This window comes from Thermanaerovibrio acidaminovorans DSM 6589 (assembly GCF_000024905.1).
Classification (GTDB): domain Bacteria; phylum Synergistota; class Synergistia; order Synergistales; family Synergistaceae; genus Thermanaerovibrio; species Thermanaerovibrio acidaminovorans.
Genome location: NC_013522.1, coordinates 1,415,922 through 1,437,182, shown reverse-complemented (window position 1 = coordinate 1,437,182; position 21,261 = coordinate 1,415,922). Strand labels below are relative to the sequence as shown.

Sequence of the window (21,261 nt, the reverse complement as noted above, 5' to 3'; positions counted from 1 at the left end):
GTTCAGCTCCCCTCCCGTAGCCTCGGGGCCTTGGCGCCCCGAAGGTATCTCAAAAGGGCCCTGGCCCTGTCCTTCATGTCGTCCAGGATCAGGTACACGGTGGGCACCACGAAGAGGGTTAGCAACGTGGAGGTGGAGAGACCCCCCACCACCGCCACCGCCATGGACTGTCGGAAGTCTGCCCCCTCGGAGAGCTTGAGTGCCGTGGGGATCGCCCCCACCATGGTGCTAACCGCGGTTATGAGGATCGGCCTCAGCCTCAAGGGCCCCGCGGTGAGCACCGCCGCCGTCTTGGGTGCCCCCTTCTCCCTCTCCTGGTTTATGAAGTCCACCAGGATTATCCCGTTGTTCACCACGATGCCCACCAGCAGGATTATGCCGATGAAGCTCATCATGTCCAGCTCGTTCCCCATTAGGAACAGGAGACCGAACGCCCCGGGGGTCAGGAGCGGCAGGGAGAACATGACCGTCAGGGGGTGAAGGAACGACTCGAACTGGATGGCCATCACCACGTACACCAGGGCTATGGCTATGGCCAGGGCGGTGAAGAGCCTCTTGAAGTCGTCCCGCTGGCTCTTGGACCTGCCGGAGGGCATGATCTGGACCCCCTCGCCGGGGCGGACGAACTTCCGGAAGGACCCCTCCATCATGGTCATCAGCTCGCCGGTGGAGATCCCCCTTCCGTTGACGCTTATCTCCACCGAGTTCCTCCGGGAGTACCGGTTTATCACATTGGGGGCCAGCACCTTGCGGACGTCAACCACCCCAGGTATCCGGATGGAGCTCCCGTTGGCCCTCACCGCCACGTCCTTCACGTCCTCCGCGGAGGTCCTGGCCATCTGGTCCGCCATGATCCTTATGTCGTACCGGAAGCCCCCCTCCTTGAAGACCCCCACCTTTGTGCCCCCGAAGTAGGCCTGGATCTCCTGGGCCAGGTCCTTGACGCTCAGGTCCAGCGCGTCCGCCATGGGGCGGTTTATGAGGATCTCCAGCTGGGGGATGTTGAGTCGCACGTCGGTGTCGAAGTCCGACACCTTGCCGGTGGCCTCCAGGTCCCGCCTCATCTGCTCCGCTATCTGGTAGAGCCTCTCGGTGGTGGCCCCCACCAGCATCATGGTGACCCCCGATCGGCCCTCCTGGGAGAAGGTGAGCTTCCCCTCCCGGAAAGACGACAGGTCCTTCCTCACCTGGTCGATCACCTGGTCTATGGGGGGTCTCTCCTTTATGGGCACCAGCTCTACCGATATGCTCCCCTTGTTGGCCTCCCCCCCAATGCCGGACCCCGCGTCACCGTAGGTGTACTTCACGTATTGGTTCCGGCGGATCCGATGGTCCAGCTTAGCGATGAACTCCTGGGTCCGCTCCAGGGACGAGCCCGGTGGCAGCTCCACGTCCACCGAGAAGGATCCCCTGTCGCTGGTGGGGAAGAAGCCCTTGCCTATGTTGGCTGCCAGCCCCAGCCCCAGGACGAAGAGCCCAAAGGCGGCCAGCACCACCGCCTTCCGATGCCCCACCGCCCAGAAGAGGGACCTGCGGTATCCCGCCTCCAGGCGGGCAAAGAACCTGTCGAAGGCCCGCCCTAGCCTTCCCGGCTCCGGCTCGTGCTTCAGCGCCAGGGAGCAGAGGAAGGGGGTTAGGGTAAGGGAGACCAGCAGGGACAGCCCCACAGTGACCACCACGGTTATGCCGAAGTGGTAGAAGAAGCGTCCCACGATGCCTCCCATGAAGGCTATGGGGGCGAAGACCGCCATGGTGGTGGCCGCCCCGGCCACCACCGAGAAGGCCACCTCCTGGGTGCCCTTGATGGAGGCCTCCAGGGGCTTAAGCCCCCCCTCCACCTGGCGGTGCACGTTCTCCAGAACCACCGTGGTGGCGTCCACCACCATGCCCACCGCCAGGGATATGCCCATCATGGTCAGGTTGTTTATGCTGAGCCCCAATGCCCTCATGACCAGAAAGCTCCCTATCAGGGAGACCGGGATGGAGATGACGGTTATGAAGGTGGACCTCAGGGTCTTGAAGAAGAGGAACATCACCAGGGCGCAGAGTAGCACCGCCTGGAAGACGTTGGAGAAGACCCCCCGGATGGACCTCATGATGTAGTCCGACTGGTCCCCTATGACCATGATGTTCACCCCTGCTGGGGCCTGGCGTCTCATCTCCTGCACCGCCTCCCGGACCCGGCGGCACACCGCCACCTCGTTGGCCCCCCGCTGCTTCTTGACGGTTATGAAGATGGTGTCCGAGCCGTTGTAGAGGGCGGCGCTCCCCTTGTCCTCCAGCCCGTCCTCCACCCGGGCCACGTCCCGGAGCCGTACCATGGCGTTGCCCTCCACCTTGATGGGCATGGAGGACAGGTCCTCCACGGTCTGGTACTCCCCGATGAGCCGGAGCTGGATCTCCTGGCGGCTGTTCTTGACGCTCCCCGCCGGTAGCTCCACGTGCTTGGCCTTGAAGGCGTCGATCACGTCCTTAACCATCAGGTTCCTGGCCTCCAGCTTGACCGGGTCCAGCCAAACCCGGATCTCCCGGGTCCTCAGCCCCGGGGTGCCCACCTCGCCCACCCCTTCGATGGCCTGGATCCGGGGCTTCAGCACCTTGTCGGCGAAGGTGGCCAGCCCCTTGGGGTCCGATCCCCCCACCAGCGCCAGGGTTATGATCGCCCGGTCCCCGATGGAGAACTTCTGGACCACCGGGGTGTCCGCCTCGCTGGGCAGCGACCGGGCCGCCAGGTTGACCTTGTCCCGCACGTCCGCCGCCGCCCGGTCCACGTCCACCCCCAGCTGGAACTCCAGCACCGTGATGGACACCCCCTGGTAGCTGCTGGAGGACATGCTCTCCACCCCCGATAGGGTGGACAGCTTGTCCTCGATCACGTCCGCCACGTCGTTGTCCATCACCTTGGCGCTGGCGCCGGTCATGGAGGTGGAGACCGTCACCACCGGCAGATCTATGTCCGGTATCAGCTGAAGCCCCATGGCGGAAAGGGCCATGAGGCCGAAGAGCACCATCGCCCCGGTTAGCATGGTCACCGTGACCGGCCGCCTCACCGAGAACTCCCAAAGCTTCACAGTTCAGCCCCCCTTCTCCTGAGCCCGTGGAGGATTATCCTCGTGAGCAGGCTCGATATGTCCTCCTGTCCCATCCCGTGGGAGTCCCGGTCCTCCATGGCCAGGAGCCTGCCTAGGCCCATCATGGTGCAGTGGATCACCGCCTCGGCCCCCCTGGGATCAACCTCCACCAGCCCACCGGACCTTACCCCCGCCTCCAGGATCCGCAGCATGGAATCCCTTATGGTCACCAGCGGGTGCTTTGGGTCCTGACAGCTACGCTTCCGGGCCAGGAGACGTGGGTCGTCCTCGAAGGCCCTCGCTATGGCGGCTATCACGTGCCGATTCCGGTACATCCCCGAGGTGGCCACCTGGAGCGCCTCCCCCAGGGCCTCCACCGGGTCCGCTTCCCCCGCCTCCACTCGGTCCGCCAGGGACTTCAAGGCCTCGGCGGTCCTCATGCCGTTCCTCTCCATCACGAAGAAGAGCACGTCCCCCTTGCCGTCGAAGTAGTTGTAGACCGTACCCTTGGCCACCCCGGCCCTGGCGGCCAGCTTCCCCATGGTGAACCCCTTCCAGCCCTCCTCCCTCAGCAGTCCCACCGCCGCCTCGTAGAGGGCGTCCCGGGTCACCGACTCCATCAGACTCCTCTTCCTCTCCGAGAGCTTCAAACCGTCGGTTACCTCCCTGTTACGCTGGTCATAAAATAGACCAGCGGTCATCAATGGGGGAAGTCTAGCCCGGTCATCGGTGACCGTCAAGCTGTCAAGTTTGCCTATCCTGTCCGCCAGGTCGATGGATTATAATCGGCTGGAAAAGTCAACCGTGGAGGTGGGCATTTTGGACGCTAAGCTTCTGGGTCTGGTGAGCAGGGAGGTCTCGGAGGGCCGCATGGGGGTCCTCTGCACGGTGGTGGAGGAGGTGGGCTCGTCCCCCCGTAGCCGGGGGGCCTCCATGTGGGTCAGGCCCGACGGCTCCATAGCGGGCACCGTGGGGGGTGGGCTCCTGGAACACCAGGTGATCCAGCGGGCCCTGGAGATGCTGAAGACTGGGGAGGGGTGTGCCACCTTCAAGAAGAACCTGAACGCCCCGGACGGGATGGTGTGCGGCGGGGAGGTGACCGTCTACCTGGAGGTGCTGGGCAACGAGGAGCGGCTGGTCATCTTCGGCGCCGGGCACGTGGGGAAGGCCATCGGGGACCTGGCCCACTTCCTGGGCTTCTCGGTGGTGGTCTGGGACGAGCGGGAGGAGTTCGCCAATCCCGAGCGGTTCCCCTACGGGGAGGTTCACCCGGTGTCCCTGGGGGAGTTCATGTCCCGCTTCAGCGGTGGGTCCAGGACCTACGTGGTCATATGCACCCGGGGGCACGCCCTTGACGGGGAGGTGGTGCGCCTCACCGACGGGCTCGAGGCGGCCTACATAGGGCTCATAGGCTCCCGGAGCAAGCTGGGGGTTCTGAAGGCCAACCTGCTCAAGGAGGGGGTCAGCGAGGCCCACTTCGACCGGATCTTCAAGCCCATAGGGCTGCCCATAAAGGCGGAGACCCCGGAGGAGATAGCCCTGTCGGTCATGGCGGAGATAGTGGCGGTCAAGCGTGGGGCGGACGTGGGGGCCCTTCGGGCTCCCTGGTGAGGGGATGAGCTCCCCGGGCCCCCTGGCGGGGCTTATCCTGTCCGCGGGCTACTCGAGCCGGATGGGGACCCTGAAGGCGGCGCTACCTATTGGGGACGTGACGGTCCTGGAGCGGGCGGTGCGGCTGCTATCCGGGGTCTGCGATCCGGTGGTGGCGGTGCTGGGTCACCGGATGGAGGAGCTGGCCCCCCTGGCCAGGTCCTCCGGTGCGGCGGTGGTGGAGAACCCCCGGTACCACACCGGCATGTTCTCCTCCATCCAGGCGGGGGTGGGGGCCCTGGCGGACCTGCCGGTCCGGGGGCTGGTGATGCTCCCCGTGGACGTGCCGCTGGTGAGGCCCTGCACCGTCCGCTCCCTGGTGGCCTCCTACCGGGGGCAGGACGCACTGGTGCCCGCCTTCAAGGGCAAGAGGGGGCACCCGCCGGTCATATCCAGGGGGCGCTTCGGTGAGATCCTGGCCTTCCAGGGGCAGGGGGGCCTCCGGTCCCTGATGGACCTTTGGGAGGTGGAGGAGCTCCCGGTGCTCGACCGTCACGTGCTCATGGACATGGACTCCCCGGAGGACTACCGTCGGGTCCTGGACCGGCTACCCTATATGGACGTGCCGGACCGGGAGGAGTGCCTGGAGCTGCTACGGATCATGGGGACCCCTACAGGGGTGGTGGAGCACTCCCTGAAGGTGGCGGAGGTGGGGCTCCGGATCGGAAGGGTCCTGGCGGATGCGGGGTATGAGCTTGACGTGGAGGCCATCCGATCCGGCTGTCTTTTGCACGACCTGGCCAAGGGGGGTCGGGACCACGAGGCGGAGGGGGGGCGGATCCTGTCGGAAATGGGGTTCACTCGCCTTGGGGAGATGGTAGCCTCCCACAGGGACCTGCCTGAAGGGGCGTCGATGGAGGCCCAGGTGCTGTACCTGGCGGACAAGTCGGTCATGTCCACCCGGCTGGTTGCCTTGGAGGAGAGGATGGAGGCCATGGAGGCCCGGTTCGCCGGGGATCCGCCCGCCCTGGAGGCGGCCAGGCGCAGGATCCGTCGCGCCATGGGGGTGAGGGCCCTGGTGGAGGAGGCGGCGGGGGGGGCGCTTCTGGAGGTGATCCGGGGTGGATAGGCTACTGCTGGTCCGGCACGGTGAGACTGGTGCCCCGCGGGGGATCATGCTGGGGGGAAGGACCGATGTGCCCCTCTCGGAGGAGGGGGAACGCATGTCTCGGGCTCTGGGGGGTCTCTTGAGGTCCCTGGGGGCGGGTAGCGCCGTCTCCAGCCCAATGGTCCGCTGTACCGCCACCGCCCGCCTGGCGGGGCTCGATTTCCTGGTGGAGGAGGCGTTCAGGGAGCTGGACCTGGGTCTGTGGGATGGGCTCAGCAAGGCGGAGGTCCAGGCCCGGTGGCCAATGGAGTTCAAGCTTAGGGGGGAGGACCTGGCGGGGGTCCGTCCTCCCGGGGGCGAGAGTTTCCAGGACCTCTTGGGGCGGGTCATGGGGGGGATCCAGGCCCTGGAGGGGCTGGGGGGCACCTTGGCGTTGGTGGCCCACCGGGGGGTCTGCTGGGCGGTGCTGTGCGGCCTTCTGGGTTTCCCGCTGGGGCTCTACGGGGCGGTGGAGCAGGACCACTGCGGGGTCCACGTGCTGGTTAGAAGGGGGGGCAGGTTCGTCCTGGAGAGGTCCAACCTGTCCCCCCGGTGGAGCGGAGTCTAGGGCAGGTTGACCTCCCTGCCCTTGGGGTAGGTTACCGTGTACTCCACCGTCACCTCCCTGGATCCTCCGGCGGGGACGGTGAGGAGCCAGGTAAGGATCCCGTCCTCCGCCCGGTCCTCCGGCACGGAGCTCCTGTGGGAGACCCTTATGGAGTCGTCGGCGGGGACCGGCACCCGGTCCTTGAGGGTCACCCGCACGTCCCTCTCCAGCCCATTGGAGACCCGGATCACCGTGGTCCCCTTGACGAAGGCCCGGTCCCCCTGGATGCCCCGGGTGGTTAGCCTCTCCTCCCGGGAGGCGCTGACCGCGCTGGCCCGGCCCACGGTCAGGCGGAGAGACTGGCCGGCGGGGGTGGGAGGCAACATGGCCCGGCCGGTGGGGACCCCGTCCAGGGTTATGTTGGCATCGCCCCCCAGGACCGTGCGGGGGAGGGGGGAGGTGGACACGGTTAGCAGCGCCACCGGCGAGAGGAGGGGCATGGCGGTCAGCTCCACCTGTCCCGATAGGCTCATGGATCCGCTCCTCAGCACCACCTCCTCGCCGGTTCCGGGGACTCTCCCATGGGCGGCGAAGGTAACGTCCGCCTGGGAGGCCTCAAAGGAGGCCTGAAGGGAGTCCGACGCCTTCATCATCAGGGCCCGGGGGGAGGCCTCCGCTGGACGCCGGAAGTCCACCACCCAGGGGGAGAGCTGCTGGTCCTGGTTGAAGTCCCTGGGGGAGGCGGTGTGGCAGGTCACGATCCCGTTCCAGTCAACCCCGGTCCGCTGGGATATGGACAGCTCCTCGTCCAGCTGGACCCGCTGGCCGGTTATCCTGATGGAGTATCGGTTCCGCCAGGAGGCGTGATCCGTCCAGGCGGACAGCTTGATGGAGCCGGTCCCGTCGATGGTCACCCGGTTGAGCAGGTCCCCCCCCGGGGGGGAGAGCCTGGCCATCTCGTCCTTTAGCACCTGGGCCTTGTCCTTGAGGGCCGAGAGTCGCTGGGACCAGCCCATCATCTGCCGGTGTAGCTCTCTCCTCTGGGCCTCCCACCCGGGTATCCTCTTGGGGTCCTTGGGGGAGGCGGCATCCAGCCCTTTGAGGGAGGCTGCCCGGGCCGCCACCGCGGAGGACAGATCCTGGATCTCCGCCTCCAGGCGCCTCAGCTCCTTGGCCTGCCCCTCCAGGGACGGAGGGACCCAGCCGGGAAGCTTGACGGGCCTCACCACGAAGCCCCGTAGCGTTCCCTCCCCCGCCTGGACCTCAAAATGGTCCCGATCGTAGGCGGAGGGTAGGAGCACCTCCCTCATGCGGTCCACCTTGACGTGGAAGGTCACCGACGCTCCGGAGGGGTAGACGTGAGCCTCGGTGGACATCTCCTCTCCCAGGGCGGGGAGCTGCGGGGCCAGAAGGCAGGACCCCACGGCCAGGATGCGGATCAGCTTTCTCATTTCACGTACCTCCAATCTGAAGTTGGCAGTATTATAGAGCCGTCTTGAGCCTTTTAACAAACTGGGTGGAGGGATGTGGGGTGGAAAGACTGTATCACCTTGACAGGCTTAGGGTCTGGTGCGTCTACGGGGTGGTGGCCCTTCACGGGGCCATGACCTACATGGAGGGGTGTCCCGGTTGGTGGTACGTGCAGGACCAGAGCCGCTGGTGGGGTTTCACCCTGCTGGTGCTGATGCTGGACGTGTTCCTGATGCCCGTCATGTTCTTCCTGGCCGGGTACCTGGCCCCCGGTTCCCTGGATAGGAGGGGGGGCGGGGGGTTCGTCCGGGAGAGGCTCCGCCGGCTTGGCCCGCCTTGGATTCTGGGGGTTGTCCTCTTCGCCCCCCTTTTCGCCCTGGCCAGCCTGGTGAACCTGGGCTATCCGGTGCCGCCCCTGGGCACCTTCGTGTGGAAGGTCTTCCTGGGTCCCGCCTATCAGCAGGCCCATTTCTGGTTCCTTGGGGTGCTGATATCCTTCTCGTTGATCTTCCCATTGCTCTGGAGGTGGCTGTGTCCCCTGGTGGACCGGGTCCCCATGGGTGGTTGGGTGGCTGCCTGTTGGGCCCTGGCGGCGGGATGGTTCGTGGTGATGGGGAGGCACTTCCCCCTGGACGGATGGGTTCACCCCGGGTACGTGCTGGTCTTCCAGCCCTTGAGGATAGGAGGGTACCTGTTGGTGTTCCTCCTGGGGGCCGCCGCCGGGCGGGGTGGGTGGTTTGGTGGGGACCGGTCCGCCCTGGCGGATCTGGGGCTGGCGATCCTGGGGATCTGTCTTTTGGGGGCCAGTGTGGCCATGAGGCTTCAACTTCCCCCCAAGCCCCAAGGGGTCCACCTCCTGGTCTATGCGGCATTAAATCAGGGATCCGCGGTTCTGATGCCACTGGGCCTGGTGGCGGTCATGAGGCGGTTGGGTTCCGGTGGGTCCTGTAGACTGGATTTGGCATCCAGGGCCTCCTACGGTCTCTACTGGTTGCACCAGATGATCCTCGTTCCCATAGCCTGGGCCCTAGGGGGGCTTGGCTTGCCGGCTCTCGTCAAGTTCTCCCTGGTGGTGGGCCTCACCGTATGGTTGGGGGAGATTTCGTCCGCCCGGGTCCTGCCCCGGGTCCCCTGGCTTGGCGGGTCCTTTCAGTGACCCCTGGCCAGGGGTAGCAGGATCCTGACCGTGGTGCCCCGGTTGGGTTTGGAGTCTATTATGACCGATCCCCGGTAGTGGGTCACCAGTCCGTGCACCACCGATAGTCCAAGGCCGGACCCCAAAGGTACCCGGGAGGAGAAGAAGGGCTCCGTGGCCCTGTTCCTGGTGGTCTCGTCCATGCCGCACCCGTCGTCGGTCACCTGGATCACACAGTAGGGGCCCTCGGAGAGGCTGGGATCCATGGCCGCCTGGGTGGCGTCGATCTCCTCCAGCGATAGTGTAACGGTCACCTTCCCCTTGTCTTCCACCGCCCATATTGCGTTGGACCAGAGGTGGAGCAAGATCTGCCGAGCGTGCTCCATGGAGATCACCGCCCATGCGGGCTCATCGGGAAGGGTCCACGAGAGCTCTATCCCATCTGGGGCGGACTCCGCCAGGATGGACAGGTGCCTTTGCAGGAACTCCCTCAGGTCCAGCAGGTCCGCGGTGGACTTTGGTGGATGGGCTGCCATCATCAGTTTCATTGTCAGCTCCCTGGCCCTCTTGACCCCTTCCAGGATCTTCTCGAAGCACAGTATGGGGTGCAGGTTTCCGTAGAGTCCCATCTCCGCGTAGCCCTGGAGAGGGGAAAGAATGTTGTTCAACTCATGTCCCATCCCCTCCGCCAGGGTGGAAAGGGCCCTCATCTTGTGGGACTGAAGGAGCTGGGTCTTCATCTTCAGTATTGGGGCCAAGTCCCTCAGGGTTACCAGGATGGCCCTCTCTCCCCCGGGTAGCTCCATCCACTTGGCGGAGGCCTCCACCGGGCTGGGGGCCCCTCCTGGCACTGACGCGAAGACCTCCACCCGGGAGGCGGTGGGCCTCTGGGCCAGTTCATCGGGTGAGATGGGCCGGGCCGCTTCGCCGGATATGGGGTAGAGGAGCACCTTGTGCCCTATGGGGTCGTTCTTGCCCAGGAGCCGCCGGGCCTCCGCGTTGGCCTCCACTATCACGGAGCTGCGCCAGCCCAGGACCAGCAGGCCGTCCAGGGACCCCTCGAAGAGGCCCCGGTATCGGGCCTCGGACCTCTCCAGCCTTACCGTAGCCTCCATTCGGTCGGTTACGTCCCTTGCCACTCCGGTGACCCGGATGGGCCTCGCCTCCGGATCCCACTGAGTGACCGCCCCCTTACACCAGATCCACTCCCACTCACCCAGGCGGTTTCTTCGGCGGAACACGTGGTCGAACACGCTCCTGGAGCCATCTAGAATCTGGGCGATCTTGGACCGCACCGCCTCCTGGTCATCCGGGTGGATCCGGGAGAAAAGCATGTCGTCCTCTCCCATCGACACCTCGTCCCCGTTCCCGTCCCCCCAGGGGGATGGGGTTAGGGTTATCTTCCCCCCATCGACGTCCCAGTCCCAGGCGTATATGTCCCCGCACTCCATGGCCAGCCTTAGCCTCTTGCGGCTCTCTGTCAGCTCCATCTCCATGGCCTTCTCCCGGGTGATGTCCCGGCCGCAACCAACGGTGCCGATGAGGACCCCGTTGGGATCGAAGAACGGGGCCTTGTGAACATCCAGGAAGAGGAACTGGCCCTTCACGTTCCCCCACTCATCGAACCGGCTGGGGGCCATGGCCTGGATGGTCAGAAGGTCCGAGTCCTGGCAGATCTCACCGAAGGTGTGCCACTGGGGGTCCTCCGGGTGGGAGTCCCGTTCCCGCTGGGCGAAGAATATGTCCGTCTTTCCGATGGGCTCGTCGGTGTCCCTGGCGTTCAGGAGCTTCTCCGCCAGGGCCCGGTTGGCGAATATGTATCGCTTGTTCAGGTCCTTGGCCCATATCATGTCCGGCACGTTGTCGCACATGCTCCTGAGTAGGGTGGAGAGCTCCCGGTGCCGCCTCTCGCTCTCCGCCAGCTTCATCTGCTTCTCCCACAGGTCCGACAGGTCGGTGATGATCCCCATGACCCCCATGGGACCCCCAGTGGGAGAGGAAAGGCGCCAGAGGGTAAGGTTCACCGGCGCCTGCCCCTCCCTCCACGGGGACCCCATGAGGCAGTTGGCCTCCACGTTATCCCCCCCGAGGGCTTGGGAGAGCATGTCCATTGGGGAGAGGGGTTCCTGGGTCATCAGGTCCAGGATGGAGAGGTCCTTGAAACTCCAGGAGATGGGGCCGTCTCCGATGAGTAGGGAGGCAGCCCGGTTGGCCAGGAGCACGGAGCCGTCGGGGGATATCACCGTCATGCCCTTGGGGAAGTCCATGACGATCCCTCTGTGGGCCTCCACAAAGGAGGATATGTCCATGGGGGATGCGGTCCCATGTACGCTCCTATGATGCATCTGGCTCACCTCCCGGGTCTGAATGGACATTTAGCATACCATAAAAGAACGGAATTTAAAAACCCCATCCCATGAATTTGCACCCCATGCTTCGCGGATTATATCCCAATATTCAGAAGTTGGTATGTCGATCTGTAGCGGTTGACCTGTGAATATGCGTTTCGGTGAAGCTGAGGGGGTGAATTCCCCGGTTCGATTCGGTCATTTTTAACCCAATCAGGGTTGAAAGGTTCAAAGAATCTTTCTATTGGGCATATTGGAGATTGGTATGGATTCCATATTGGGATTTATGTATTCTACCTTGGGCCTTTTGGCTATTTTCAGTAGAGGGGGTATCTTCGTGCAATTTTCTTTTAATGCGGTTGAGACCCTGGCCTTCGCCTGCATGCTCCTCTGGGTGGGGTTCCGGCTAGTGGAGCGGATCCGGTTTCTTTACAAATACAACATCCCCGCCCCGGTGGTAGGAGGGTTCCTGTTCTCCCTCCTTAACCTGGGGCTCAGGACCGGGGGGGTGGAGATAACCTTCGATACCGCCCTGAAGGACCCAATGATGATAGCCTTCTTCTCCACCATAGGCTTCGGGGCCAGCGTTAGGCTCCTCAAGAAGGGGGGGCCCGCGGTGGCGGTGTTCCTGCTAACCGCGTCGATCCTCTTGGTGCTCCAGAACCTGGTCTCCTGGGGGCTCTCCATCGCCACGGGCTTCAATCCCCTGCTGGGGCTCCTGGCGGGATCCATAACCATGTCAGGCGGGCACGGCACCGGCGCCACCTTCGCCAGCTACTTCACCGAGGCTTACGGCCTCGATGGGGCCATGGAGATCGCCATGGCGGCCGCCACCTTCGGCCTGGTGTCCGGGGCCCTCGTAGGCGGTCCCGTGGCCAGGGCCCTAATAACCTGCTTCAACCTCAAGGCCCGGCCGGAGGATCAGTTGGAGCCCATAGAGCCCGTCACCGAGGAGCTCCATGACCGGATGGACCAGCCCACCACCACCGAGGCCATGGTGGTCAGCATATTCCAGATCGCCCTGGCCATTAGCATAGGAGCGGTCTTTCTGGACTTCTTCAAGGACCAGGGCATAAAGATCCCCACGTACCTCTGCGCCCTCTTCGTTGGGATCATCATTAGGAACGTGGCGGACCTCACGGGGCTATACAGAGTCAACATGCCCATGATCGAGCAGTTGGGGGGAGTGGCCCTCTATCTGTTCCTCGCCATGGCCCTCATGTCCCTCCAGCTCTGGCAGCTGGCCGGAGTGGCGGGCCCGCTACTGGTGATCCTCCTGGGACAGGTGGCGCTGATGGTCCTCTACGCCTACTTCGTGACCTTCAACATGAACGGCCGGGATTACAACGCGGCGGTCATGGCGGCGGGGCACTGCGGCTTTGGCCTTGGGGCCACGCCGAACGCCATATCCAACATGCAGGCGGTCACCATAAAGTACGGCCACGCCCCCAAGGCCTTCTTCACCATATCCATCGTGGGGGCCTTCTTCGTGGACATAGTGAACTCCTTCGTGATCCAGATCTTCTCCTCCCTGGCGTCCCGGGGGATGTAACCCAAGGCCCAGATGGGGGGACCCGTTCGGGTCCCCCCGATCACTTCTCAATCCCCGTCCCCCAGAGGCTTGAACCCCAGGCGTTTGAGGCGCCGGATCCGCCAGCGGTTGCCGAAGGCGCCGGGTATCAGGGTGAGGCACCCGATGGACAGGCAAGCGAAAACCTGAGCCATCCACAGCCAAGGCCCAGGCCCCATGGCCTCAAGGGCCAGACATACGATGCCGAAGAACGCGGCAACAGCCCCCAGAATCCAAACGGCCAGGTGAAGCCACAGCCGATGGTAGATCATCCAAAGGGGTGGTAGCAGGCACGCGGCGAACGAGAAACCCCCGGGCACGGTCACCACCCTCCCGTCTGGAGCTGCCAGCCTCTCATGCCTCACCTTCCCCGTCCCCCATCTCCAGGTGTATCGCCTGGAATGCGTCGGAGGCCCGAACGAAGGCCTCCACCACCATGGGATCGAACTGGGTACCCCGGCCCTCCAGCACCATCTCCACCGCCCTGTGGTGGGGGAAGGGGGGCTTGTAGGGTCGCCTTGACCTTATGGCGTCGTACACGTCCACCACGGACATTATCCTGGCGGATAAGGGTATCTGATCCCCCACGAGCCCGTCCGGGTAGCCCCTGCCGTCCCATCTCTCATGGTGCCACCGGGCGATCTCCATCCCCATGTTGACGAAAGGGTTGTTTGGGTACCGGTCCCTGGCGGCCTTGAGGGCCTCCGCCCCTATGACCGCGTGGGTCTTCATGATCTCGAATTCCTCACCGGTTAGCTTGCCGGGCTTGAGGAGGATCTGATCCGGTATGGCCACCTTCCCTATGTCGTGGAGCGGGGCGGCGTGGAAGATGTTCTCCACGAACTGGTCGCTCACCCGAGACACCAGGTCCCGGGCGACCTCCATGGCCAGCGCCTTGCACAGGTGCCCGGTTCTCTCTATGTGCATCCCCGTCTCGCTGTCCCTGTACTCGGTTATCCTGGTGATGGCCAGTATTATGGCCATCTGGGAGTCCGATATCTCCCGCACCTTCTCGTTCACCAGGTCGTTCAGGTGACGGTTGTGCATCTGGAGCTCCCGCCGGGCCATGCTTAGCTCCAGGTGGGTCCTCACCCGGGCCATGACCTCCTCTGCCTGGAAGGGCTTGGTGACGTAGTCCACCCCCCCCTCCCGGAAGGCCCTCACCTTGCTGCCCGTGTCCGACAGGGCGCTCACGAAAAGGATGGGGATCCCCCGGGTCCTCTCGTCCTCCCTAAGGCGCCTGGCCACCTGGAAGCCGTTCATCTGGGGCATCATCACGTCCAGCATGATCAGGTCCGGCGGGTCCTGGCAGGCGGCCTTCAGCGCCATGGGTCCGTTGGGGAAGGCCCTGACCTTGACCCCCCCGGACTCCAGCAACCCCCTCAGCACGTGCAGGTTCTCCGGCGTGTCGTCCACCACCATCACGGTGGGGGGCCGTTCAATCCATATCATCCCGCCGCTTCCCCCCTTCTAAAAGCTTGAGGATCCCCTCGTAGTCGAACCTCTCTGCCATGGCGCCGATGACACCGGCGACCCCGGGACTGATCTCTCCCAGCTTCCCTATGGCATCCTCCAGGGCTCCAACGTCCCCCATGAGAACCGCATCCTGGATGGCGTCCAACAGCGTAGCCGCCTCCGGGGAGGGCGGCAGGTCAATGTTCTGCCGGGGGGCATCATCCCTCCACCCCTCCCTCCGCTCCTCCCGATAGACATAACTCACCCCGAGGGCCCTCCCCACCGCCCGGTACAGCTCCTCCGCATCCACGGGCTTGAGGAGGATACCCGACGCCCAGGACAGGTCCTCCTTCACGTCGGCGGATCTGCTGCCGCTCATTATAAGGATGGGCACCGGTGATCTGGCACTCTGCCCAATGATCCTGGCGGCCTCCGCACCACCCAACCGCGGCATGTGAAGGTCCGTGATGATGAGGTCCGGGGGGGATGATGTCACCATCCGAACCGCCTGCTCCCCGTCCTCCGCCTGGTCCACCAGGAAGCCCACCTCCTCCAGCAGGTGCCTTAGCACCTCCCGGCTCTCCCGGTCGTCGTCCACCACCAGTATGCGCTTGAGGCCCCCGTCCCCCTGGATGCCCACCACCGATCCAACGGGCTTCACCTCACCGGGGAGGTCCTCCCGGGTGGATGAGGGAAGTCCCAGGGGCACCGTGACGGTGAACACGGTCCCATGGCCCACCTGGCTCGAGACCCGGATGTCACCCCCCATGGCCTCCACTATGCGCTTCGAGATGGCAAGCCCAAGCCCGGTTCCCCCCGCCTTGAGCCCCACGCTGCCCTGTCCGAAGGGGTCGAATATCACCTCAAGCTCCTCCTCCGGTATCCCGGGCCCCGTGTCCTCCACCTGGAAGCGAAGCTGGGTCCTGCCGCCCTCCTGGTCCCTGTGGATCTCCTGGGCCCGAAGGACCACCATCCCCTCGGAGGTGAACTTGATCGCATTGCCCAGGAGGTTCACCAACACCTGCCTCAGCTTCCGCTGGTCCCCCGACACCCAGTGGGGGGCCTGGTCCAGCCCCTCCAGGAGCAGGTGCAACCCCTTGGCCTCCGCCCCGCCCCGGAACATGACCTCCACGTCCTGGAGCATCTTCCGCAGTGGGAAGACCTCCTGCCGGATCTCCAGCACCCCCGCCTCGATCTTGGATAGGTCAAGAAGGTCGTTAAGGAGCTCCAGGAGGTGGTTGCCGCTGCGTATTATGGCCTGCACCTTCTCCCTCTGCTTGGGCCCCAGCGATGGGTCCCTCTCCAGGATCTGGGTGTAGCCCAGGATGGCGTTCATGGGGGTCCGGATCTCGTGGCTCATGTTGGCCAGGAACGCAGACTTGGCGGCGCTGGCCTCCTCAGCCCGCCTCTTGGCCTCCAGCGTCTCCGCCAAGGAGCTCAGTCTGTCCATGGTAGCCTTAAGCATGATCCCCAGCAGGCTCAGAAGCCCCAGCTGGTCATCATTAAGACGGTTCGGCACGTCCCAGCCGAAGCACACGAAGCCGTGGCAGCCTTCGGGCCCAAGGATTGGCACCGTGACCAGGCCGGTCACCCCTAGACTCTTCATCATCTCACCCATGGGGTCCCCCTGGGGCAGCTCCCGCAGATCCCCCACCTGGAAGGCAAGCCCATTCCGGTGAGCCTCCCGCATTGGCCCCATGAGATGGTACCGGATCTCCCCGGTCTTGGGGAACTCATGCCCCATAGGGGCCCACCGGTGGGTCATCGCCGCCGCCTCCCGGCGGTCATCGTAGGAGAAGGCGTAGCCACCGATGGCTCCCAGCGCGTCCCCCACGGCGGCCAGGGAGGATGTCAGTGCCTCGTCCCAACTGTCCGTTGGAACGTTTATGAGGTTGTTGGCCGCGGAGGTGAGCCCGCTCAGGATCTCCGCCCGGCGGATCAGCTCCTCCTCCGCCATCTTCCTGTCGGTGATGTCCGAGTGGGATCCCGCCATCCGGATAGGCCTGCCATCCCGGTCCCTAACCGCGGTCCCCTTTGAGAGGATCCAACGGACTGATCCGTCCTTGTGAATCATCCTGAACTCAATCGAGTAGTTCCTAACCCTACCTTCCAGATAGAGACCCAGATACTCTTCAACCCTGGGTCTGTCGTCCGGGTGGAGGAGTCGAACGAAGGTTTCGTGACTATTCTCCAACTCGTTGTCTTGGTAGCCCAGGATCTGCTTCCATCGGGGAGAGAGGTAAAGGCTGCCACTCGCAAAGTCCCAGTCGTAGATGCCGTCATTGGTGCCTCTTATCACCAGGTCCAGCCGCTCGTTGGCTCGTCTGAGCTCCTCCTCCATGTGCTTAAGGGTGCTTATGTCCATGAAGACCTCCAGCAGCTTCCTCCTGCCCCCCAGGGTCACCATCCTGGCGGTCTTGAGCACCTGAGGCTGACTCCCGTCGGACCTGAGCAAGGTCCGCTCCGCGTTGTCCATCGGGTTTCCCAGGTCGCATATGGGACACGACCCCTCCAACGCGGGGCACACGGAGCCGTGGCAGCGGCGTCCCACCAGCTGGGACGGGTCCTCAACCCCCAGGAGCTTCACCGCGTGGGGGTTAACCGACTCGATGGAACGGCTCTCCGGGTCCACCACCATGACCCCCACAGGCATGATCTCCAGGAGCTCCCGCTGGAACGCCTCCCGTTCCTTTAGCTCCTCCCGGTTCCGCCTGTCCTGGGTCACGTCCCGGAAGACCGTCACCGATCCGGTGACATCCCCGTTGGGGCCCACGATGGAGGAGACGCTCCCCTCCAGGAACCTGTCCTCTCCCCGGACGCTGACCACCCCGCCGAAGGATGCGTGGACCTGGGGGACACCTCGCAGGTCCCCGTGCTCCAAAGCGATCAGGTCCATGAAGTCCCTCCCCCGGACCTCCCCTTCGGGGACCCCCAGGATAGATGCGGCGGAGGCGTTGGCGTTCACCACCCTGCCGTCCGGGTCGCAAACCAAGACCCCGTCGCTCAGGGATTCCAGCGTGGCGGACAGGTCCGCCAGGCGCTCCTGAGAGGAGACCACCGCCCGGAGCAGCAGGTTCACGTCCTCCGCCAGGTCCGACAGCTCGTCGTCCCCCTCCACCGGCAGAGCCTCGTCGAACCGGCCCGACTGGGCTATCCGATGGATCCTGGAGCTGATCCCCTCCAGGGGATCCAGCACCATCCGGCGGGTTATCAGGTTGACCCCCAGGGTCCCCATTAGCCCTATGGAGGCCAGGAGCACCCCCAGGGTCCACAGGGTCCTCTCCTCGTGGGCGTAGATGTCCCTGGTCCTGGTGACCGTGACCAGGACGCCGTTCCCGTCCAGGGTGGGCACGATCCGGTGGGCCTTGAGGGTCCGATGGTCCACTGGGTGGATCCAGCTTCGGTGGGATCCGTCCGAGAGGTCCCCGGTCTTGGATGTGCTATCTATCATCACATCCATCTTGAGCACCCAGGAGAACTCCTCGGAGGTGAGGGCCCTTCCCAGGACCAGCCGCCCCGCCGAGGGGCCCTCGCCCAGGCTCGTGAGGATGGGGGAGTGGGCGATCATCATGGGCATGCCAAAGGCAAAGAGGACCCCCCGGTTGGGATTGCCGGTGAGGGCACCCAGGGATCTGACGGGCCCTTCCCGGCGGATGTCCTCTCCGCTCAAGAGGGTCATCTCCCCCCCCTGGGGCAGCAGGGCGCCGAAGAGGGGGGATCCCTCCCGGTCGAAGATCAGGAAAAGGTTGGCGTTAAGGGCCCTCAAGCTGTCCTCGTTGAGGTTGTTTCTTATGTACCCCGGGTTGCGATTGGTGGCGAAGAGGTAGGTGTCGTCCCACCGGCCCCAGTCGGTGGCGCTTCCCTGGAGGAAGTAGCCCATGGTGTCGATGGCGGTCTCCACCCGGTCCAGGTCCTTCCTGGCGTCCTCCACCTCCAGCTTCTCGAAGCCCCGGTGGAGGATCCAGTAGCCGGCTGTCAAGAGCACTAGAACCATCAAGGCCATGAAGCTGCCCAGCGCCAGGGCCGCCTTGAACCTTAGGCCCCTTCGCCTGGTAGGGATGGAGGATCCCATGGTCAGCACACCTCCCTGCCATCGGGGGATTTTTGTAGTATTTTAAACGTGATGTGGACAGTTTAAAACTGCTGGGGAGGGGAACGCCCCCTCCCCAGCAGTCCGTGTTTGGTGGGATCACCGGGCCTTGGGTTTGACCTGTCTTATCACGTCGATCACCGTGCCGTCCCGCCACTCCACCACCGCCACGATCCGGTCCTCCTGGGGCAGGGGGTCCATGGGGCCCGAGATCCGGCGGGCTCGATGCAGCAGCTCCTCCATGGATATCAGGGGGAGCCTGGCCTCCCGGGCGGCCTCCAGCAAGTCCTCCCTCCTAGGGTTCACAGTGATGCCGAACTCGGTGACCACCGCGTCCACCACCTCACCGGGGGTGGTGACGCAGTGGACCCGGTCCACCACGCAGGGTATCCGGCCCCGAAGGAGGGGCTGGGCTATTATGGTGAGCTTCGCCCCCGCGGCGGTGTCCTGGTGCCCCCCTATGCCGTGGAGCAGGTAGCCGTCCGCCTCGGTGTTCACGTTGGCGTTGAAGTCCAGGTCCACCTCCGTGGCCCCCAGGATAACCGCGTCCAGGCTGTCCACCGCGCTGCCGCAGGTCCAGGGGCTGGCGTACCACTCGGCGGAGATCTCCATGTGGCGACCGTCGGAGGCTATGGACCTAACCGCCTCCAGGTCGAAGGACTGCACGTCCATGAGGCACTCCAGCAACCCCTCCTTGAGCAACTCCACGAAGTAGCCGGTTATACCCCCCAGGCCGAAGCTCCCCTTGACCCCCCGTCGGATCATGGCCTCCTTGAGGAAGGCGGTCACCGCCAGGGGTATGCCCCCCGCCCCGGTCTGGAATGAGATCCCGTCCCTGAAGTAGGGGGAGGCCTCGATGAGCTCCGAAGCCATCCGGGCTATGAGGAGCCTCAACGGGTCCTTGGTTATCCTGGTGCTGCCCGACACGATCCCCGCCGGATCCCCGATGGAGTCCACCTTGACCACGTGGTCCACGTAGATCTGGGGAATGGAGATGGGGCAGAGGGTACCCTCCACCAGGTTGTCGGTCACCGCCACCACGTGGTCCGCGTACATGGCGTCGGTGAAGGCGTAGCCCAGGGAGCCGCAGGCGCTCCTGCCCTGGGATCCAGACAGGTTGCCGTGCCGGTCCGCCGATGGGGCGGCTATGAAGGCCACGTCTATCTTCACGTCCCCGGAGGCCACCGCCCGGGGGCGTCCCCCGTGGCTTCGGAGCACCACCGGCTCCGCCATGCCCCCCTCGGAGACCAGCCGCCCTATGGGGCCGTTCACGGACCCCATTATCCGGCGAACCACCCCGGACCTTATGTGCTCCATCAGCTCTCTGTGGACCCCGAAGAGGGCGGTGGGGAAGATGGTAAGATCCCCGATCCCCATCTCCGCGCAGGTTCGTATCACCTGGTTAACCACCATGTCCCCGTTGCGCAGGTGGTGGTGGAACGATACGGTCATGCCGCTTTTGAGCCCCGATGCCTCGATGGCCTCCTTGAGGTCCTTGAGCACCTTGGAGGACGCCCCGTCCCTGGCCCTCCTGATCAGGGGCCCCACCTTGGGCCCCTGAGGGAGCCTCTCGAAGGCCCCCTCATAGTGACGCACCGGTCCGTAGCCCTCTATGTGGTCCGGCACGGAACGTCCCGCCCGGTTAACCGTCATGGCGGTCACCTCCCCCCATGGCCTCCGCCAGCTCCAGGGTCCTAATGGCCCTCTTCACCACCGGGGCGTCTATCATCCTGCCGTCCAGGGCCACCGCCCCCAGCCCCTTGGCCTCCGCCTCCCTGGCGGCCTCCACGATCCGGCGGGCCCTTAGCACCTCCTCTTTCGAGGGGGTGAAGACCCGGTGGATCACCCGGATCTGGTTGGGGTGGATCACGCTCTTCCCCTCGAAGCCCAGCTGCCGGATGAACCGGACCTCCCGCTCCAGCCCCTCCGGGTCGTTAACGTCCGGGTAGACCGTGTCCAGCGGGTCCACCCCCGCGGCCCGGGCGGCCATGACCACGTATCGCCGGGCCCACTCCAGCTCGGTCCCCTCCTTGGACCTGGAGGTCTTCAGGTCCGCCGCCAGGTCCTCCCCGCCGGGGATTATGGCCGCCACCCGGCTGGACGCGGTGGCTATGTCGAAGGCCCGGAGCACCCCCCTGGCGGTCTCCAGCAGGCAGAAGATCTTGGTGCTGCCCACCTGGAGCCCCGCCTGGGCCTCCAGTTTCGACATGGTCCGGTCCAGGTCCGCCACCTCCGCCGGGTCCTCCACCTTGGGGACCCGGATCCCGCTTATACCCAGGGGAACGATCTCCTCCAGGTCATACTGAACGTAAGGGGTGTCCAGCCCGTTGATCCGGACGGTCACCTCGCAGCCCCCGAACTCCCATCCCCTTATGGCCTCCCGGACCAGGACCCGGGCGGAGACCTTCTCCCCCAGGGGGACCGAGTCCTCCAGGTCCAGGATTATCCCGTCGGGGGCGAACAGGTACCCCTTGAGCAGCATGTTGGGGTTGTTGCCCGGCAGGTACAGCATTGTGCGCCTCACGGGGCCTCCCCCCCCTCCATGCGCTTCCTCAGCGCTGCCTCCACCCGGGCTCTTATGATCAGGTCGATGGCCCCGTTATCCTGCAGGTCCACCGACACGTCCCTTACGCCCAGGCGCTCCAGCGTCTCCCTCACCGCCGCCTCCATGGAGGACCTGAAGCGGCACGCCCCGGATCCGCTTATGGAGACCTTAACTTCTCCGGGGCAGTCGGATACGGTGACCAGACAGTCCATGGACTCCAAGGTCCCCGCCTGTACGGTTCTCATGTGGTTTCCCCCCCGTGCGAAGGAGGGGGGAGGCGAGCTCCCCCCTCG

15 protein-coding genes are annotated in these 21,261 nt (G+C 64.9%); 5 read left to right on the top strand and 10 right to left on the bottom strand.

Annotated elements, in window-relative coordinates:
* Window positions 1-2 precede the first annotated feature (2 nt).
* Both TACI_RS07120 and TACI_RS07115 read right to left on the bottom strand, forming a co-directional pair.
* Window positions 3-3,071 (bottom strand): efflux RND transporter permease subunit, encoded by a 3,069-nt coding sequence (locus TACI_RS07120; RefSeq protein ID WP_012870125.1) that lies wholly within the window; start codon window positions 3,069-3,071, stop codon window positions 3-5.
* Complete coding sequence (locus tag TACI_RS07115; protein WP_012870124.1) at window positions 3,068-3,721, bottom strand: TetR/AcrR family transcriptional regulator; 654 nt, start codon at window positions 3,719-3,721, stop codon at window positions 3,068-3,070. Before TACI_RS07115 ends, TACI_RS07120 begins: the two co-directional genes overlap by 4 nt.
* Before the next feature lie 169 nt (window positions 3,722-3,890).
* On the opposite strand from TACI_RS07115, the gene TACI_RS07110 reads away from it, so the two are divergent.
* From TACI_RS07110 to TACI_RS07100, 3 genes are read left to right on the top strand one after another with little or no spacing between them, the layout of a single operon-like run.
* Window positions 3,891-4,682 (top strand): XdhC family protein, encoded by a 792-nt coding sequence (locus TACI_RS07110; protein ID WP_012870123.1) that lies wholly within the window; start codon window positions 3,891-3,893, stop codon window positions 4,680-4,682.
* A 4-nt stretch (window positions 4,683-4,686) separates the two neighbouring features.
* Window positions 4,687-5,790, top strand: a complete 1,104-nt coding sequence (locus tag TACI_RS09450) for a DVU_1551 family NTP transferase (protein ID WP_012870122.1) — start codon at window positions 4,687-4,689, stop codon at window positions 5,788-5,790.
* Window positions 5,783-6,376 (top strand): histidine phosphatase family protein, encoded by a 594-nt coding sequence (locus TACI_RS07100; protein WP_012870121.1) that lies wholly within the window; start codon window positions 5,783-5,785, stop codon window positions 6,374-6,376. The genes TACI_RS09450 and TACI_RS07100 overlap by 8 nt, the downstream gene beginning before the upstream one ends.
* Here TACI_RS07100 and TACI_RS07095 read toward each other — a convergent pair.
* Entirely contained in the window at window positions 6,373-7,806 is a 1,434-nt protein-coding gene (locus TACI_RS07095; protein ID WP_012870120.1) for a DUF4139 domain-containing protein, read from the bottom strand. The two genes, TACI_RS07100 and TACI_RS07095, sit on opposite strands and share 4 nt — an antisense overlap.
* Window positions 7,807-7,886: 80 nt before the next feature.
* Here TACI_RS07095 and TACI_RS07090 point away from each other — a divergent pair, with 80 nt between their 5' ends.
* Window positions 7,887-8,981 (top strand): acyltransferase family protein, encoded by a 1,095-nt coding sequence (locus tag TACI_RS07090; protein ID WP_012870119.1) that lies wholly within the window; start codon window positions 7,887-7,889, stop codon window positions 8,979-8,981.
* On the opposite strand, the gene TACI_RS07085 is transcribed toward TACI_RS07090, so the two are convergent.
* The gene (locus TACI_RS07085) at window positions 8,975-11,305 is read right to left on the bottom strand and encodes a PAS domain-containing sensor histidine kinase (protein ID WP_012870118.1); all 2,331 of its coding nucleotides are present in this window, start codon (window positions 11,303-11,305) and stop codon (window positions 8,975-8,977) included. The two genes, TACI_RS07090 and TACI_RS07085, sit on opposite strands and share 7 nt — an antisense overlap.
* 340 nt (window positions 11,306-11,645) lie before the next feature.
* Here TACI_RS07085 and gltS point away from each other — a divergent pair, with 340 nt between their 5' ends.
* Window positions 11,646-12,860 carry a sodium/glutamate symporter gene (gltS, locus tag TACI_RS07080; protein ID WP_164925203.1) on the top strand — a complete coding sequence of 405 codons (1,215 nt, stop codon included), beginning with the start codon at window positions 11,646-11,648 and terminating at the stop codon, window positions 12,858-12,860.
* 47 nt (window positions 12,861-12,907) lie between these two features.
* On the opposite strand, the gene TACI_RS07075 is transcribed toward gltS, so the two are convergent.
* The 6 genes from TACI_RS07075 to citD all read right to left on the bottom strand — a co-directional run bounded on the left by TACI_RS07075 (window position 12,908) and on the right by citD (window position 21,213).
* Window positions 12,908-13,243, bottom strand: coding sequence for a DUF2628 domain-containing protein (locus TACI_RS07075; protein ID WP_012870116.1), 336 nt, complete (start codon window positions 13,241-13,243; stop codon window positions 12,908-12,910).
* A complete protein-coding gene (locus TACI_RS07070) occupies window positions 13,233-14,330 on the bottom strand; it encodes an HD domain-containing phosphohydrolase (RefSeq protein WP_012870115.1) in 1,098 nt (365 codons plus the stop codon). Before TACI_RS07070 ends, TACI_RS07075 begins: the two co-directional genes overlap by 11 nt.
* Window positions 14,317-18,405 (bottom strand): PAS domain S-box protein, encoded by a 4,089-nt coding sequence (locus TACI_RS07065; RefSeq protein WP_012870114.1) that lies wholly within the window; start codon window positions 18,403-18,405, stop codon window positions 14,317-14,319. The genes TACI_RS07070 and TACI_RS07065 overlap by 14 nt, the downstream gene beginning before the upstream one ends.
* 117 nt (window positions 18,406-18,522) lie before the next feature.
* On the bottom strand, window positions 18,523-20,076 hold the full coding sequence (citF, locus tag TACI_RS07060; RefSeq protein ID WP_012870113.1) for a citrate lyase subunit alpha: 1,554 nt from the start codon (window positions 20,074-20,076) through the stop codon (window positions 18,523-18,525).
* Window positions 20,066-20,947: an HpcH/HpaI aldolase/citrate lyase family protein gene (locus tag TACI_RS07055; protein WP_012870112.1), complete on the bottom strand. Its 882-nt coding sequence runs from the start codon at window positions 20,945-20,947 to the stop codon at window positions 20,066-20,068. Before TACI_RS07055 ends, citF begins: the two co-directional genes overlap by 11 nt.
* Window positions 20,944-21,213 carry a citrate lyase acyl carrier protein gene (citD, locus tag TACI_RS07050; RefSeq protein ID WP_012870111.1) on the bottom strand — a complete coding sequence of 90 codons (270 nt, stop codon included), beginning with the start codon at window positions 21,211-21,213 and terminating at the stop codon, window positions 20,944-20,946. Before citD ends, TACI_RS07055 begins: the two co-directional genes overlap by 4 nt.
* Between the last annotated feature and the right edge of the window lie 48 nt (window positions 21,214-21,261).